The organism is Neobacillus rhizophilus (assembly GCF_018343535.1).
Taxonomy (GTDB): Bacteria; Bacillota; Bacilli; order Bacillales; family Cytobacillaceae; genus Neobacillus; species Neobacillus rhizophilus.
In genome coordinates this window covers 746572-762298 of the sequence record NZ_JAGYPF010000003.1, presented here as the reverse complement: position 1 = coordinate 762298, position 15727 = coordinate 746572, and the positions used below count along the sequence as shown (strand labels likewise).

Genomic DNA, 15727 nt, shown 5'->3' with positions numbered 1-15727 from the left:
GCTGCGCTATTACCCACTTGGAGTTGAAAAATGTGACCAAACAACAAGTTAAAGATCAATTAGGCAGGCCGCTTCGTGATATTCGAATTTCTGTGATTGACCGATGTAATTTCCGCTGCCAATACTGTATGCCTGCGGAACTGTTCGGTCCTGATTATGCATTTTTACCTAAATCAGAATTACTAACGTATGAAGAAATTACACGTCTTGCCAGCATTTTTATTAAATTAGGTGTTGAGAAGATTAGATTAACTGGAGGTGAACCTCTTCTTCGAAAAGATTTACCAATTCTTGTTGAAATGCTTTCAAAAATTAATGGTCTAAAGGACATTGCTTTAACGACCAATGGCGTATTGCTCCCGAAATATGCTTCACAGTTGAAGGAAGCTGGCCTTGAAAGGATAAATATAAGTTTAGATAGTTTAAATGATGAACTTTTTGGTGAAATAAATGGCAGGAATGTGGGAGTTGGCCCGGTACTCCAAGGAATTGAGGCCGCAAAAGGCGCAGGCCTTCGCATAAAAATCAATATGGTTGTAAAAAAGGGACTTAACGACTCTGAAATTATTCAGATGGCAACCTACTGTAAAGAACAGAACCTAGAACTACGGTTCATTGAATATATGGATGTCGGCAGTACAAATGGTTGGATGATGGAAGACGTTGTTACAAAGCAACAAATATATGAAATATTAAAAGAACACTTTGAATTTGAACCGGTGGAGGCTGCTTATTACGGAGAGGTGGCCAAGCGTTACCGTTATAAAGGGACGGATATTAATTTCGGCTTTATTACCTCAGTATCTGAGTCGTTTTGTTCAACCTGTACCCGTGCAAGATTGTCAGCAAATGGGCAAATTTTCACCTGTTTATTTAATGGAAACGGCCATAATATTAGGGACTTTATTAGAAGTGGAGCTACCGATCAAGATGTAGAAGAAAGAATTAAAGGCATTTGGAATCATCGTTCCGACCGTTATTCTGATGAACGCACCGAGGAAACGAGAATAGCCAGGAAAAAGATTGAAATGTCATATATAGGTGGATGATTACCTAATCACTGATACAGACTACAAAGGTATTGGGGGTCACGAGTTTCTTCTATTATTTATTCCCTTTTGTTTTATTTTAGGTTATACATGAATTTTACTGGCCAAAACAAATTTGGAGGGAGTATTTTTGTTTGGTGCAATAGAAGCGGGCTACAAAGTTTTTTGGGCTGTCGGTGACACATAAATAGACGGAAAAAATTCGCTTAATTAGCAATTAGCATGTAAAAAAGCTTAAATAGACGAAGATATTCCGCCTATTGACTCGAAAAGCATGAAAATGAGGGATTTTGCCTTGCATAACCGGAAAACCTTCCCTTATTTACCCCGAAAGTAGCTCCATTCTGCATCTAACCGAAAAATTTCCGCTTATTTTCCTTTCGCTGGTACCTTACTTAAGGACAAGAATTCTTATTGAAAAGGTAGTGAGATAAAAACCATCGCTAGACAGGATTCCATTGTTTTTTTCAGTTTTTTTACTGGAAAATTCACAAAAATGTCTATACTGAGGTATTCGGAAAATATAAAGGAATTATAAAAAGTGCCAGTCACTATCCGTAATGGTTGATATTTGATCGACATTACTCGAGTGGTGACAGGTGCTTTTTTTGTGTGCTCCATAAAGAAAACTATTGCCATAAAATATTCACTTTTATATAAAAACCACCAAATCCGTTTTCTTCACAAAACCATAAATAAAGAATGGAAAGAGTTTTTCAATAAACAAGGATGGTGGTTGAGAATGGCAAAGTATCGAATGGTGCGAACTGAATTTTGGGACAATCCCATTGTGGAAGAGATGACCCCGGAGGAGAAGTATTTTTACCTCTATCTGCTGACAAATTCGAAAACAACTCAAATTGGCATCTATCGAATAACGAAGAAGCAAATGGCTTTTCATTTGGGCTATTCTATGGAGACCGTTCATTCGTTAATGGAACGATTTGCCGAGCATCATCAGTTGATTCGCTATAATCCGGAAACAAGAGAACTGGCGATTAAATACTGGGGGGAATATAACCTGCATAAAGGCGGGAAACCGATTATGGACTGTATAACCGCCGAGCTAAAAGAGGTCAAGGATCGCTCGCTTATTTCGTATGTTTCGGAAGGCATTAGCAATCCCGGGATTAGCAGCCTTTACGAATCTTTTAGTAGACAAGAAGAAATGCTTTTTAGCAACGAGGGCAGTGAACGAGAGGAACAGACTACATATACCGATAGTGAAGCAGAAGAGTTGTACGATACGTCAACGAACCGTGAGACGATACGTGGGCAAAAAGAAAAAGAAAAAGAAAAAGAAAATAAAAAAGAAAAACAAAAACAAAAAATAGCTTCTCGTCCAGATGTTGAGGACGCTCCAGATTTAAAGAATCTTACAAAACCAGAAGATGTGAATGAAATTATCGAGTTTTGGGACGCGAATGGTTTTGGTTTTACAAACGTGATGGCGAAGCAGCAGCTGTTAGCATGGTTAGAGGATTCTAGCTTTTTACAGCCGAAAGAGATGATCCTAAAAGCCATGGAGATTGCCTGTGCGAATAACAAGCGAAGGCTCAACTATATTGTTGCGATTCTTAGAAACTGGGAAAATGAATCGTTACTGACCGCAGCAGATGTTGATGCCCATCAGGCACCCCAACAGGCAGTACCAATATCCAAGCAATCAACTGAAAACTTTCGTAACGGAAGAGATATTCCACGTGGATTCCAACTTGATCTAACGGCAGGTGAAGAGGAATGAGTATGGCTGAAAAAGCGTTCTTGGGCAGTTTGATGAAGGCGGAGTACTTACTAACGGATACCGTGATTCAGCCTGAACAGCTAGAAAGTGCACGGCATAAAGAAATCATGCGAAAAATGGTGGAATTCAAACGTGCCGGTAAGAATATTGATTTGATTACTTTTTCAACCCTGTCCGATCTCGAATCAGTAGGGGGAATGTCCTATCTTTCTGAGCTGTTGTCCTATGCAGACATCGAGAAATTTGATGGAACGGAAAAGCTCATACTTAAGTCGTGGAAGGTTTCGGGAATGAGGAAGGATTTTGAGAGTTTTCCAGCTATAAAAGCGATGAAAAAGGCAAATGACTGTCACTACCCGCAATTTGTCGAATTCTCCTCGACAAGATTCGGGTGGTGCCAGTCACTCTTTTTTATGAGGAAGACGGATAGGATGGTTTTCATAAAATGAATATTACTTAACAACTTTTGTTTTAAGGACGGGAATTATCCATGTGCTACTTTTAATGGATAAATTTACAAAAAAGGGGATCAAATCTTATTTGTTGGAGGAATGGCTTTATTTTTTCCAGTCTCTGCTTTTCTATTATGAGCTCTAACATGTTTTCAAAAATAAAAAAAGATATCGAATATTCAATAGCTAAAATTAATTTTGTATTACAAATAAAATTATATATATTGTTTCTCGTTCTCAAGCTTGTGAAATTTAGTTAATTTACCGTAGATTTCGGTTTTTTTAATAAAAACCATTGACTTACAGCATTCCTCTTCGTAAAATTTGTATTACAGATTAGAAAATTCTGAATAGGGGGAACATTTGTGGCTGAAAAAGAAAAAATATCGCAAACGATTTCTCGTGAATTGTTAAATATGATTGAAGTTGGAAAGTTTCCTCCAGGTTCAAAATTGCCAACAGAAATGGAACTAGCTGCACACTTTGGCGTAAGTAGAATCCCGATTCGAGAGGCACTCAGTGTCTTAAGGGCTGCGGGTGTGATTAGCTCGCGTCAAGGTGGAGGCAGTTACGTTGAAGAAAGAGCTGCGACTTTTCTGCTGCATCAAATTCGTATTGAAAATGATGATAAAGAAGTCATCAAACATCTATTTGAGATGAGAAAAATTCTAGAGCCTGAGGCGGCCTATTTAGCTGCACTTAGGCGTACTCCAGAACAATTGGAACAAATGGAACAGGCTTTGAAATGGCTGGAGAGAGAATTTACTGATGAGGAGAAAATGGGCACAGAGGCTGACATCGAATTCCATCGATCCATTATTTTAGCAACGCAGAATCCGATCATGATTCATATGATCGAAAGTTTATCTGCCCTTTATGAGAGAGCATTAAAGATTACACTCGAGCCTAATTTGGTGTTAAAACAAAGACGAAAAGCGGCTCTTAAAGAACACCAGGATATTCTATTAGCCATTAAAATGGAAGAACCTGAGCTGGCAAAAATCCAGTCTGTTATTCATTTGAAAAATGCAGAGAAAAAACTAAGTTTACTTTTTTAAGCTTATTATTACTTAGAAAAAAAGGAAGGGAAAAACTCCATTGAAAGCGATAACATCAGCACATGTTAAAGAAATTATATCCATCGTAAAAACAGGGAGAGTATTGACAAATGAATCCGATCGCTATAGTTATTCCTTTGATGGTTCGTTTGGTACCTATCTGCCCGATGTGGTCATTCAGACAAAAAGTGTAGAGGAATTGGCCGCACTTGTGAAATTGGCCAACCGAGAAAAGATTCCGGTCTATCCACGCGGCCAAGCGACCAGTTTAAGTGGAGGTCCGCTTCCCGTTAAAGGTGGAATGGTTTTCGATCTGTCCGTTATGGATGACTTACTTGAAATTCATGAAGAAGACTTGGTTGCCATTGTGTCTCCTGGTGTATTAACATCTAATATTCATCATGCAGCCGAACGGAAAGGTTTGATGTACCCTCCTGATCCCAGCAGTTCTCATGTATCCACTATTGGTGGAAATTTGGCGGAGAATTCGGGCGGCCCGCGAGGATTGAAATATGGGGTAACGAAGGATTATGTCATTGGGTTGGAAATGATCACGCCGCAAGGGGAAATTATCCGGACAGGTGGCCGGACAGTGAAAAACGTAACCGGCTACGATTTGACCAAACTCATTGTAGGCTCCGAAGGTACTCTAGGAATAATAACAAAAGCCATCTTGCGCTTGATTCCCAAGCCGCCAGCTTCAGAAACGGTGATGGCAATTTTTAATAGCCTCGTGGATGCAGGAAGAGCCATATCGAAAATTCTTTCCTCTGGAATTCTGCCGTCGAAAATGGAATTGATGGATCAAGCCTCGATTATAGCTGTAGAAAATTATCAGCCTTCTGGGCTTCCCAGGGACGCCGAAGCGCTGATTCTCATCGAGCTTGATGGGCACCCCTCTGCGGTCATAGATGAAGCCGAACAGGTCTCGAAGGTTTGTAAAGAAGTGGGAGCAAGAAAAGTAACGATTCCCAAAACTAAGGCTGAAACAGAAGAGGTATGGAAGGCGAGAAAGCTAGTTTCTCCCGCCATTGTCAGGATTAAGCCGACCAAAATTTCGGAAGATGCAACCGTTCCCCGGAGTAAAATACCAGAAATGTGTCGTCGTCTTCAAGAAATCAAGAAAAAGTATAATGTGCACCTTGTGGTTTTTGGTCATGCCGGGGATGGCAACCTTCATCCGAATATTATTGCCGACAAATCGGATAAGGAAGAAATGCGGCGGGTCGAGCTGGCAGTTACGGAGATTTTTGAAGCCGCTGTACAATTGGGTGGAACTTTGTCTGGGGAACATGGCATAGGAACCATGAAAGCTCCATTTATGGAAATGGAATTGGGGGCCGAAGGATTAGATATGATGAAGAAAATTAAGCAGGCTTGGGATCCGAATAATATTATGAATCCTGGAAAGATTTTCCCTGAGCCGGGGCAAAAGTTGGTGTTAAGCGAATGAACCATGACCTAGAACAATTGAAAGAAGAAATTAAATATGAAAAAACCAATAGCTGTGTTCAATGCGGCTACTGTTTGCCAGTATGTCCTACCTACGCCACGATGGGTAAGGAAACTCACTCCCCGAGAGGGAGAATTAATTTGGTCAAGATGGTAGGGGAAGGAAAGATTACAGATTTATCCGTTCTGGAGGAACCGATGGATTTGTGCCTTGGCTGCCGCGCGTGTGAGACGGCTTGTCCTACCGGGGTTGAATACGGTGGCATTCTGGAAGCAGCCAGAGCGGCAATCACACGACGTAAAAAGTTTTCGGTTCCGGTTCAAACTTTGCGTAACACCTTATTCAAAGAGGTCTTCCCTAGCCGTAAAGCAATGAATTTCATCGGGAATTCCATGTGGTTATATGAAAAAAGCGGTATTCAAAAACTGGCGAGAAAAAGCGGGCTGGTGAAAAAATTACCTTCTCATTTAGGTGAATTCGAAGCGATCACCCCGCCTGCGGTATCCCCATGGGAACGTTCAAGTCTCCTCCGTGTTACTCCAGCTAAAGGGGACAAAAAGTATACGGTCGCATTCTTTGTGGGTTGTGTGATGGATGCAATGTTCAGAAAGATCAACCACCTTTCCGTCAAGCTGCTTTCCGAGGCAGGTTGTGACGTGATTGTCATAGAGAATCAGACTTGCTGTGGAGCTCTACACGCTCACACCGGAGAGTTAGAAGAAAGTAAAGGTTTAGCAAAAAGGAATATTGCGGCTTTCGAGAAGGAAGAAGTAGATTTTATTGTCAATAATGCCGGCGGTTGCGGGGCAATGCTTATCGAATATGATCACCTATTAGCGGATGAACCACTATGGGTCGAACGCGCGAAACGTTTTTCGGAAAAAACGAAAGATATCTCCCAAATCCTTGTTTTATGCGGAGGCATTAAATCGAAAGACTGCTTACCTCAAAGGGTAACGTATCAGAGATCTTGTCATATGACGAATGTTCTAAAAGTAACAAAAGAGCCGCTTCAATTAATCAAAAGCGTACCAAATGTAGAATTCATAGAAATGAACGATGCGAATATGTGCTGCGGCTCGGCAGGGATTTATAACATTGTGAATTATGATGCGTCAATGGAGATCTTGGATCAAAAAATGGAGAATGTAAAACATTCAAATGCAACGACCATCATTACGACCAATCCTGGATGCCTGATTCAAATGAAGCTGGGAATTGAACGTGAAAATTTAAATGGAAGCATGCGCGCTGTTCATTTAGTAGAATTCTTGGCAGAAGCGACCGGGATTTTGTAAATCATAAAGGTAATATAAGAAATACCAGCAAAATCTACTCTTTACTTCCCAGCCCTTTTGTCTAATTCTGTTTAGTGAAAGCATAAAATAATCTCCATCTGTTTGACCAGTTGGGGATTATTTTACGTTTACTTTAATTCTATTATTGGCTTTCCCAAGTGCTTTCCTTTTACCTTAGCCGTCTCGATCCCTGCAGAACCTATCAATTTTCTTCCTCTCCTGGTCAGCAACATAGGACAACAGGCAAAGGAATTGATCCTCCATTAGTATCCCCATATCTCTCAAACTCTAGAATTTCCAGCTGAGAAATAAATAAATAAATAAATTTCGGTCTCTAAGACCACGATAACGGAGCATAGTTTGTGCGAGATCTCTTTCCATTCCATTTACAAAAATTGTATTGACTAAGAGAAATGATGATTGTAAGCTTGTAATACAACTATCAAATTAACATAATTAAGTGAAAAAGAATAGATTTCTATTAAAAATGAAATAGTGGTAAGGTTTTTCCTGTAAAAAAATATCTTTTTAAGGAGGATTTTATGGTTCATACAGTAAAGCGAATGAAAATAGTTGACCAAGTACTTGAACAATTAAAACAGAAAATACGAGATGGGGATTTTCCAGAAGGTTCAAAACTCCCATCTGAAAATAAGCTTGCTGAAATGTTTGGTGTTAGTAGGCAACCTATTCGTGAAACAATTAGTGTGCTCGTTGCGAGTGGACTTGTAGAATCGATTCAAGGTGGTGGAAACTTTGTAAAAAAAATCCCCACAGAGGATCTACTAGATACGGTTGCATTTGAAATGATAACAGAAGAAGAAATTTATAACTTGCTTGAATTGCGAACAGTAATTGAGACAGAGGCAGCAGCATTTGCAGCAGAACGGCATACCGAGGAAGATCTTAAGAAGATATATGAAGCCTTTCAGCAAGTATCAGATACGATTAATGATGATTCCGTTGTTGGAGATCAAGCAGATTATGATTTCCACATGTCCATCGTAAAAGCTGCAAAAAACTCTTTTCTCACACAAGCGGTTGAAAATGTAAGAGAACTTTATCGAAAAGCCCTTACCTATTCGTTAAAGAAAAACGTAGGAAGAAGAGAGAAGCGTGAACAAGTACACCAAGAACACCAAAATATTTATGAAGCAATTAAAAGAAGAAATAAAGAAGCTGCAGCATTTTATATGAAAGAACATTTAACAAATGCACGATTGAAACTCGGGGACCCTCGGGTGAAGAAGTAGTCAACAACCTTACCAGTTTTTTGTTCGCATTTTAAATATTGCCTATTAACAATCGAATTCCCATCTGATTGACAGGTGGGGATTTATTTATATCCAAACATTTAAACCTTCTACGGGAATGAAGTGCAAAGGGTAGAAGGTAGAAAATTTGGAAAATTTTAAAATGTATATTGAAATTGGAAATCCTATCTTGTATGATTGTATTACAAGTTTAATAAAGCGATTACAAAGGATGTGAAATAATTATAGTTTTATCGGGAAAGAATAATTAGAAAATACAGAATTATTAAATTTTTTTGTTAGTACTATAAATTTTATTAACTGAATTTTCAGGAAGACTTAATGGAAATTATGGGAACTATCACTGCTTTAGTACGGATCAATCCGTAAAATCAGTGCTAGGGGTTTCAAAAAATATTTTTAGGAAGGAAGAAAATAATATGAATTTTGCTCAACAAGGATCTAAAACGAGTCAAGCCGCCGATTTCGATGTGGTTGCTATTGGTGGGGGTTTTTCGGGACTGTACATGATTCATAGTTTACGAGAGGCTGGTTACTCTGTCAGAGTATATGAGGCAGGCGGGGATGTCGGCGGAGTATGGTATTGGCATCGCTATCCTGGATTACGTTGCGATGTGGAGAGTTTTGCTTATTGCTATTATTTCTCTGAAGAGCTATATAACGAATGGACATGGACTAGTAGGTATCCTAGTCAGCCGGAGATTCTCCGTTATATCAATTTCGTAGCAGATAAATTTGATTTACGTAGAGATATTCAATTCAACACGCGCATTAATGCTGCTCATTATGACGAGGTAAACGAACGTTGGCAGATTTACTTAAATGACGGTACTAGTGTAACGGCTAAGTTTTTCATCCCTACGGTAGGCGGGCTCACCTCTGCACCCAACGTTCCCAATTTTAAAGGTTTACATAGCTTCGAAGGGGAATGGTATCATACCGGAAATTGGCCAAAAGAAAAGGTTAATTTCAAAGGTAAACGTGTTGGTGTCATCGGCACTGGGTCAAGTGGTATGCAGGTAATACCGGAAATTGCAAAAGAAGCTGATCATTTAACTGTTTTCCAACGGACGCCTCAATATTCCATTCCGGCGGGGAATCATGAGCTTGATCCTGAATATGTACGACAAAGAAAAGCAAATTTTAAAGAATTAAAGCAACAGATTCGAAATAGCCGTACTGGTGATTTTAAGAGACTCATTGATAAATCAGCTTTAGCTGTAACAGAAGAAGAACGGTTGCAAGAATTTGAAAGCGCTTGGGAAAAAGGCGGAGGTCTGCCAAGATATAATGATCTGTTTACCAACGAAGAAGCTAATCAAACATATGGTGATTTTGTCCGTTCCAAGATCTCTGAAATTGTACGTGATCCTGAGGTTGCCCAAAAATTAATGCCAAATTATCATTTTGGAACAAAACGCATAGCTTTAAGTACCAATTATTACGAAACATATAATCGTGATAATGTCACCTTGATCGATATTAAAAAGGCGCCTATTGAGGAGATCACTCCTATGGGTGTACGCACAACAGAAAAGGAATATAAGTTGGATGCTCTTGTATTTGCTACAGGTTACGACGCTATTACCGGTCCTCTGTTTAAAATAGATATTAGGGGAAGAAATGGAGTTGCATTAAAGGAAAAATGGAATCATGGGGGTGAGATAAGTACGTATCTTGGACTTGCAATAGATGGCTTCCCAAATTTATTCATGGTTGCAGGAGCCGAGGGTCCAGGCGCGGTGGTCAACAATCTCGTAGTGATTGAGTCAAACGTTGAGTGGATTATTGACTGTCTCAATCATCTCCGTGAGCAGGGTATAAATACTATCGAGGCAAGACCGGAAGCAGCCGCTGATTGGAGTAAATCAGTTGCGGAGGCGGCTAATGCTACACTTTTTGTTAAAACAGAGTCATGGTGGACAGGTGCGAATATTCCAGATAAACCAAGAGGATTTCCTATTTATTTAGGAGGGTTTGATAAATACAATCAGATTTGCAAAGAGGTTGCAGATAAGGGGTATGCGGGCTTTTCCTTATCTGTAAATAAAAAAGAAGAAGTAAATTCATTAAATTAGTTTTTAGAAAGGGAGAAATAGATTTGGCTGAACTATCCCCAGAATCAAAAGTATATATTAAAGGTTTTGACCAAGTATTGGAAAACCTATCGTTAGGGCATCAAGCCGTAAGAGAGTTATTTAAGAAGCCTTCAGGTGTAAAAGCAGAACTTGGACGGCTTGCTAAAGTCGAAGACCGTTTTATTCCTGTCGATCAGGATGCAAATGTGAAAATTAGAATTTATACGCCCAAAGAAGAAGGCCCTTTTCCTATTTTTATTTATTACCACGGCGGTGGGTGGGTTCTAGGTGATCTTGAAACTTGCGATGCAACTTGCAGATTGATTGCCGAACTAACTGAAAGTGTTGTGGTTTCAGTAGACTATAGGCTCTCCCCGGAGTATAAGTTTCCTATTCCAGTAAATGACTGCTATGCAGCACTACAATGGGTCAGTGAAAATGCAGCGTTAATCAATGGAGATGCTTCTACTATTGTAGTTGCCGGTGATAGTGCTGGAGGAAACATGGCTGCTGTTGTTTCTATGATGGCCCGGGATCAAAAGGGGCCTGATATTTCAGCACAAGTACTCATTTATCCAAGTACTAGTTTTAATGTAAACACAAAGTCTTTTAAAGAATTTGAAAACGGATTCGGTCTGACTAAAGATCTAGCGATTTGGTTTTCTAATCATTACATTATAGATGATCAGGATAAAATTCAAAAATATGCGGCCCCATTAATGGCCGAAGATTTAAGTCATTTGCCACCAGCACTTGTGATTGTCGCAGAAAATGATGTACTTCGCGACGATGGATTAGCTTACGCAAAACGCTTAAAAGATGCGAATGTAAAAGTTGAATCTATTTGCAAAAAAGGTTTGGTTCATGGATATTTCACGTATATTGATATTTTCCCTGAACAAATAAAAAATACAATTTCTAACATTGCTCGTTTTCTTCTTGAAAAAAATCAAGATAGGGTAGAGCATTCTAGAAATTTAAAATAATGGAATTCCAACAAGCTGCTTTTTATTAGTGACCTATTCGATTTTAGGTTTTTTATCTTAAATAACATTAACATGGAGGGAACTATTTTGGATATTTTTACTTTGGACGGAAAAACAGCTATTGTAACTGGTGCTAATGGAGGTATGGGAAAAAGCATTGCAAGGGGATTTGCGAATTACGAATGTAATCTCGTTCTATGTGACCTCATATTAACGGATATTGATGGGTTTGCAGAAGAACTTAGAGAGAAGGGAGCGAAAGTATTAGTCATTCAATGTGATGTTACAAACCCTAATGATATTAAAAATGTAGTAAACACAACACTTGAAAAGTTTTCCACTATTGACATATTAGTTAATAACGCAGGAATAACATCCAAAAGAACACCGGCAGAGGACTTTCCATTAGAGGTTTGGCAAAAGATTATCGATGTAAACTTAACGGGTGTTTTCATGTTTACACAGGAAGTGGGCAAAGTCATGCTAGAACAGGGCAGCGGTTCTATCATTAATATTTCTTCAGGTGCATCCCAGCAAGCCGTAACTGGTTCTCTTGCTTATAGTGTTAGTAAAAGTGGAGTAAATATGGTTACGAAGGCATTTGCTTCTGAATGGGCCGAAAGAGGGGTAAGGGTAAATGGTGTCGCCCCTTACTATACAGAAACTCCTATTCTAGCTTCTATAAAAGAAACTGATAAACAATTTATGGAAAAAGTTTTAAGTAAGTCTCCAATGAAACGTATGGGAAAACCTGAGGAAATTGCAGCAGGAGTAATGTTTTTAGCTTCTGATGCTTCTTCCTATGTGACAGGCGAAACAATATTAATAGATGGTGGAGCGCACGCAAGGGGTTTTTAAATATAGAGTCTTAATTAAATCATGATGGGATGAGGAATCCCTTGTCCCATCTATCTTGGAAATGCCAAGAACCTATATACCCGCAATCAAGGTAAAAATTTTCCCCAATTATTCTAATACTATTATCTTGAATCATCACGAAACTCCCAACATATTCAACATTTTCACAAGGCAATTAGTTAGAAAATAATAGGATGAAAATGAACGCCTAAGCATATTAAACGAGGAGGCATCTAGATGCTTTATATTAATGGTGAATGGACCCCATCTGTTTCGAATAAAAATTTCACTGTTTATAATCCAGCAACCAAAGAAAAGGTTGGAGAGATGGCATATGGGAACAAAGAAGATACAGAAATGGCCATTTCTTCTGCTGAACAGGCTTTTAAGATATGGAAAAGAAAAACGGCTGGAGAAAGAAGTTCGTTTTTAAAAACTTTTGCTGATCAATTAAGGATTAGAGCGGAGGATATTGCAAAAACAATAACTCTTGAAATGGGGAAACCATTACGAGAGTCTATTGGAGAAGTTAATCTAGCAATATCTTATGTTGACTGGTATGCAGAGGAAGCAAAACGTATTTATGGTGATACGATTCCAGCTTCAAGTATGGATAAAAGAATATTTGTTTTACAGGAGCCTGTTGGGGTTACTGCGGCGATTACACCTTGGAATTTTCCAGCAGCAATGATTACTAGAAAGATCGCTCCAGCACTTGCGGCAGGTTGTACTGTGATCGTTAAACCAGCATCAGCAACCCCTCTTACAGCAAAATTAATTTTTGAGGCACTGGATGCTGCAAGACTGCCAAAAGGAGTGGCGAATCTAGTAACAGGACCATCTCAGGAGATAGCTTCTACTTTTAATGGGAGTTTTGCGGTCCGTAAATTAACTTTTACTGGGTCAACTGAAGTAGGAATTGAATTGATGCGCGGTGCAGCTGATACAGTAAAAAAAGTATCGATGGAGCTAGGCGGTCATGCACCATATATCGTTTTTGAAGATGCAGATCTAGAAACTGCAGTAGATGGTGCAATCGCAAGTAAATTTAGAAATGCAGGCCAAACCTGTGTTTGTACAAATCGGATTTATGTTCAGGAATCGATAGCAGATGAGTTTGGCACATTATTTGCGAAAAAAGTAAGTGAACTGGTCATAGGAAATGGGCTGAATGACAACACAGACATAGGTCCACTAATCAATCGCGAGTCTTTATCTAAAGTTACATCACAAATTGATGATGCAATAAAACATGGTGGCAAAGTGATCGCCGGAGGAAAAGAAGCAAAATTTGAACAAATGGATGGGTGCTTTTTTGAACCTACAGTGATCAATTATGCTACGGATGAAATGATTATTTCAAAAGAGGAAACGTTTGGACCAGTTGCACCGATCTTTACATTTCAATCAGAAGAGGAAGTAGTTGAAAGAGCCAATCATTTTCAATATGGTCTAGCAGCATATTGTTATACCAATGATTTTAGTCGTGCCATACGAATGATGGAAAATCTTGAATATGGAATTGTTGGTATAAATGATGAATTGCCTACAACGGCACAGGCTCCTTTCGGCGGGGTAAAAGCAAGTGGTGTTGGCCGCGAAGGTGGAAAGTACGGTTTACAAGAATATTTAGTTGAAAAATATGTATCAATGAAAATTAAACAAAATTGAACTAGTAGCTGATCTTACAGTACTCAACAATACAGCAGATTTTGCACATTTTGAAAAATTCACTAAAAAAAATTACATCCAGGTAAGAACAAAAAAGGTTTACCAATTAATTTTCTTACGGGACGGGAGATGATTTTATTGAAAAGAATGAATTTCACTTTTATTGCCAAATTAGTGCCAGTGCTAATTCTTGCCGTTATGATCGTGGGTTGTTCTTCTGATACGAGCTCAGGAAAGAATCCAACAAATTCCGGTCAAGCATCGAAGTCTGAAGAAGGCAAACCTAAAAAAGGTGGGGAAGTGACATTAGCGTATCAATCGGATTCCACGAATTATGATCCAATTTTAGGAAGCAGTGGTAGTGATCATCCTTTACTATGGCCCATCTATGATACACTTATCTCATTTACGAAAGAGCTTGAGCCAAAGCCCGGATTGGCTGAATCATGGGAATTTACAGACGATAAGAAGACATTGATTCTTCATCTTAGGGAAGGTGTAACTTTTCATGACGGCACCGCATTTGATGCGGAAGCGGTGAAATTTAATATCGAACGAGTTAACTCCGATAAGTCAGTGGTATCCGATCTCAAAAATATTGATAGTGTAGAAGTTACTGATAATAAGACTGTTAAACTCAATTTAAAACAACCAGATTCGTCTCTTTTGTTAGCGCTATCAGACCGAGGTGGGATGATGGTCTCCCCTGCTGCTGTTAAAGAATATGGTGATGACTTTCCTCTACATCCGACTGGGGCAGGACCTTTTAAACGAGTAAAGCATATTCCTAATGGAGAGGTTGTTTTTGAAGCCTATGAAGATTACTGGCAGGAGGGAAAGCCTTATCTTGACAAAATGACAATTAAAGTCATGCCGGATGAAAATACAAGAATTAATGCACTTAAATCAGGTGAAATAGATTATGCTGACAATATTTCCCCTGGGAATGTTCAAAATCTAAAAACTGATTCCAATATTGTCTTAAAAGATGTTTTGCCACTTCGATTTAAGATGATGTTTTTAAATCAATCAATGCCGCCGTTTGATAATAAAAATGTACGATTAGCAATCCAATATGGGATTAACCGTGAGGGGATTAATAAAGGGATTAATTTTGGACAAGGTGAACCGGCTAATAACATCTTTCCAAAGGAATATTGGGCGGGTAATCCTGAAATGAAAATAGAATATAACCCTGAAAAAGCAAAACAATTAGTAAAAGACTCCGGGCTTAAGGATATCTCATTCACAATGATTAACTTTCCGATTGCGGATTATGCAAAGGGTGCCGAAGCCGTAAAGAGCCAGCTAAAAGAAATAGGAATTAATGTGGACCTTCAGCCAATGGAAGTCACAAAGGGGACTACAAGTTATTTTGCCGAAAAGACAGCACCAGCATTTTTTACCTCTTGGACAGGGCGTCCAGATCCGCAAATGACGACCCGACTTATATTTTCAGCAAATAGCTATCTTAATCCTGGTAAATACTCTACTCCGGAAATTGAGTCACTTATTTCAGAAGCAGCTTCAAGTTATGATCAAAAGGAACGTGCTAAATTATACAAAGAAATTAGTAAAAAAGCACTTTTGGAAGAAGCAATTGCAATCCCAATTGTATACGATCGGATGACATCTGCTATGAATAAAAAGGTAAAAGGATTTGAACCAAATATGATGGGCAAACCAGTTTTCTCAACGATCTGGATGGGGGAGTAATGAAAAGTATCTAATTGAGTCGATTGAGAAAACGATCACAAAAATAATAAAAGTACATGTTCAACAACATTTTAATAGTGGAGCAGCAAC

12 protein-coding genes are annotated in these 15727 nt (G+C 38.9%); all 12 read left to right on the top strand.

Annotated features, from left to right (window positions below; all coding sequences use genetic code 11):
- Positions 1-32 precede the first annotated feature (32 nt).
- The 12 genes from moaA to KHA99_RS17185 all read left to right on the top strand — a co-directional run bounded on the left by moaA (position 33) and on the right by KHA99_RS17185 (position 15637).
- The gene (moaA, locus tag KHA99_RS17240; protein ID WP_307852086.1) at positions 33-1049 is read left to right on the top strand and encodes a GTP 3',8-cyclase MoaA; all 1017 of its coding nucleotides are present in this window, start codon (positions 33-35) and stop codon (positions 1047-1049) included.
- 742 nt (positions 1050-1791) lie between these two features.
- Positions 1792-2793, top strand: coding sequence for a DnaD domain protein (locus KHA99_RS17235; RefSeq protein WP_249366713.1), 1002 nt, complete (start codon positions 1792-1794; stop codon positions 2791-2793).
- A 2-nt stretch (positions 2794-2795) separates the two neighbouring features.
- Complete coding sequence (locus KHA99_RS30860) at positions 2796-3242, top strand: DnaB-like helicase N-terminal domain-containing protein (protein WP_249366712.1); 447 nt, start codon at positions 2796-2798, stop codon at positions 3240-3242.
- A gap of 368 nt (positions 3243-3610) precedes the next feature.
- Entirely contained in the window at positions 3611-4303 is a 693-nt protein-coding gene (locus tag KHA99_RS31400) for a FadR/GntR family transcriptional regulator (protein ID WP_213118683.1), read from the top strand.
- A gap of 49 nt (positions 4304-4352) precedes the next feature.
- Positions 4353-5756: an FAD-binding oxidoreductase gene (locus KHA99_RS17220; RefSeq protein ID WP_213118912.1), complete on the top strand. Its 1404-nt coding sequence runs from the start codon at positions 4353-4355 to the stop codon at positions 5754-5756.
- On the top strand, positions 5753-7054 hold the full coding sequence (locus KHA99_RS17215) for a (Fe-S)-binding protein (protein WP_213118682.1): 1302 nt from the start codon (positions 5753-5755) through the stop codon (positions 7052-7054). The genes KHA99_RS17220 and KHA99_RS17215 overlap by 4 nt, the downstream gene beginning before the upstream one ends.
- A gap of 542 nt (positions 7055-7596) precedes the next feature.
- On the top strand, positions 7597-8307 hold the full coding sequence (locus tag KHA99_RS17210) for a FadR/GntR family transcriptional regulator (RefSeq protein ID WP_213118681.1): 711 nt from the start codon (positions 7597-7599) through the stop codon (positions 8305-8307).
- A 440-nt stretch (positions 8308-8747) separates the two neighbouring features.
- Entirely contained in the window at positions 8748-10406 is a 1659-nt protein-coding gene (locus KHA99_RS17205; protein WP_213118680.1) for a flavin-containing monooxygenase, read from the top strand.
- A 23-nt stretch (positions 10407-10429) separates the two neighbouring features.
- Positions 10430-11392 (top strand): alpha/beta hydrolase, encoded by a 963-nt coding sequence (locus KHA99_RS17200; protein WP_213118679.1) that lies wholly within the window; start codon positions 10430-10432, stop codon positions 11390-11392.
- A gap of 87 nt (positions 11393-11479) precedes the next feature.
- Complete coding sequence (locus KHA99_RS17195) at positions 11480-12250, top strand: SDR family NAD(P)-dependent oxidoreductase (protein WP_213118678.1); 771 nt, start codon at positions 11480-11482, stop codon at positions 12248-12250.
- A 237-nt stretch (positions 12251-12487) separates the two neighbouring features.
- Positions 12488-13921, top strand: coding sequence for an NAD-dependent succinate-semialdehyde dehydrogenase (locus KHA99_RS17190; RefSeq protein WP_213118677.1), 1434 nt, complete (start codon positions 12488-12490; stop codon positions 13919-13921).
- Positions 13922-14068: 147 nt separating this feature from the next.
- Entirely contained in the window at positions 14069-15637 is a 1569-nt protein-coding gene (locus tag KHA99_RS17185) for an ABC transporter substrate-binding protein (RefSeq protein WP_213118911.1), read from the top strand.
- Positions 15638-15727 lie beyond the last annotated feature (90 nt).

Coding starts and splice junctions, on each gene's coding strand:
- KHA99_RS17235 (WP_249366713.1), top strand. CDS start 1,792: ATGGCAAAGTATCGAATGGTGCGAACTGAATTTTGGGACAATCCCATT.
- KHA99_RS30860 (WP_249366712.1), top strand. CDS start 2,796: ATGGCTGAAAAAGCGTTCTTGGGCAGTTTGATGAAGGCGGAGTACTTA.
- KHA99_RS17215 (WP_213118682.1), top strand. CDS start 5,753: ATGAACCATGACCTAGAACAATTGAAAGAAGAAATTAAATATGAAAAA.
- KHA99_RS17210 (WP_213118681.1), top strand. CDS start 7,597: ATGGTTCATACAGTAAAGCGAATGAAAATAGTTGACCAAGTACTTGAA.
- KHA99_RS17205 (WP_213118680.1), top strand. CDS start 8,748: ATGAATTTTGCTCAACAAGGATCTAAAACGAGTCAAGCCGCCGATTTC.
- KHA99_RS17190 (WP_213118677.1), top strand. CDS start 12,488: ATGCTTTATATTAATGGTGAATGGACCCCATCTGTTTCGAATAAAAAT.
- KHA99_RS17185 (WP_213118911.1), top strand. CDS start 14,069: ATGAATTTCACTTTTATTGCCAAATTAGTGCCAGTGCTAATTCTTGCC.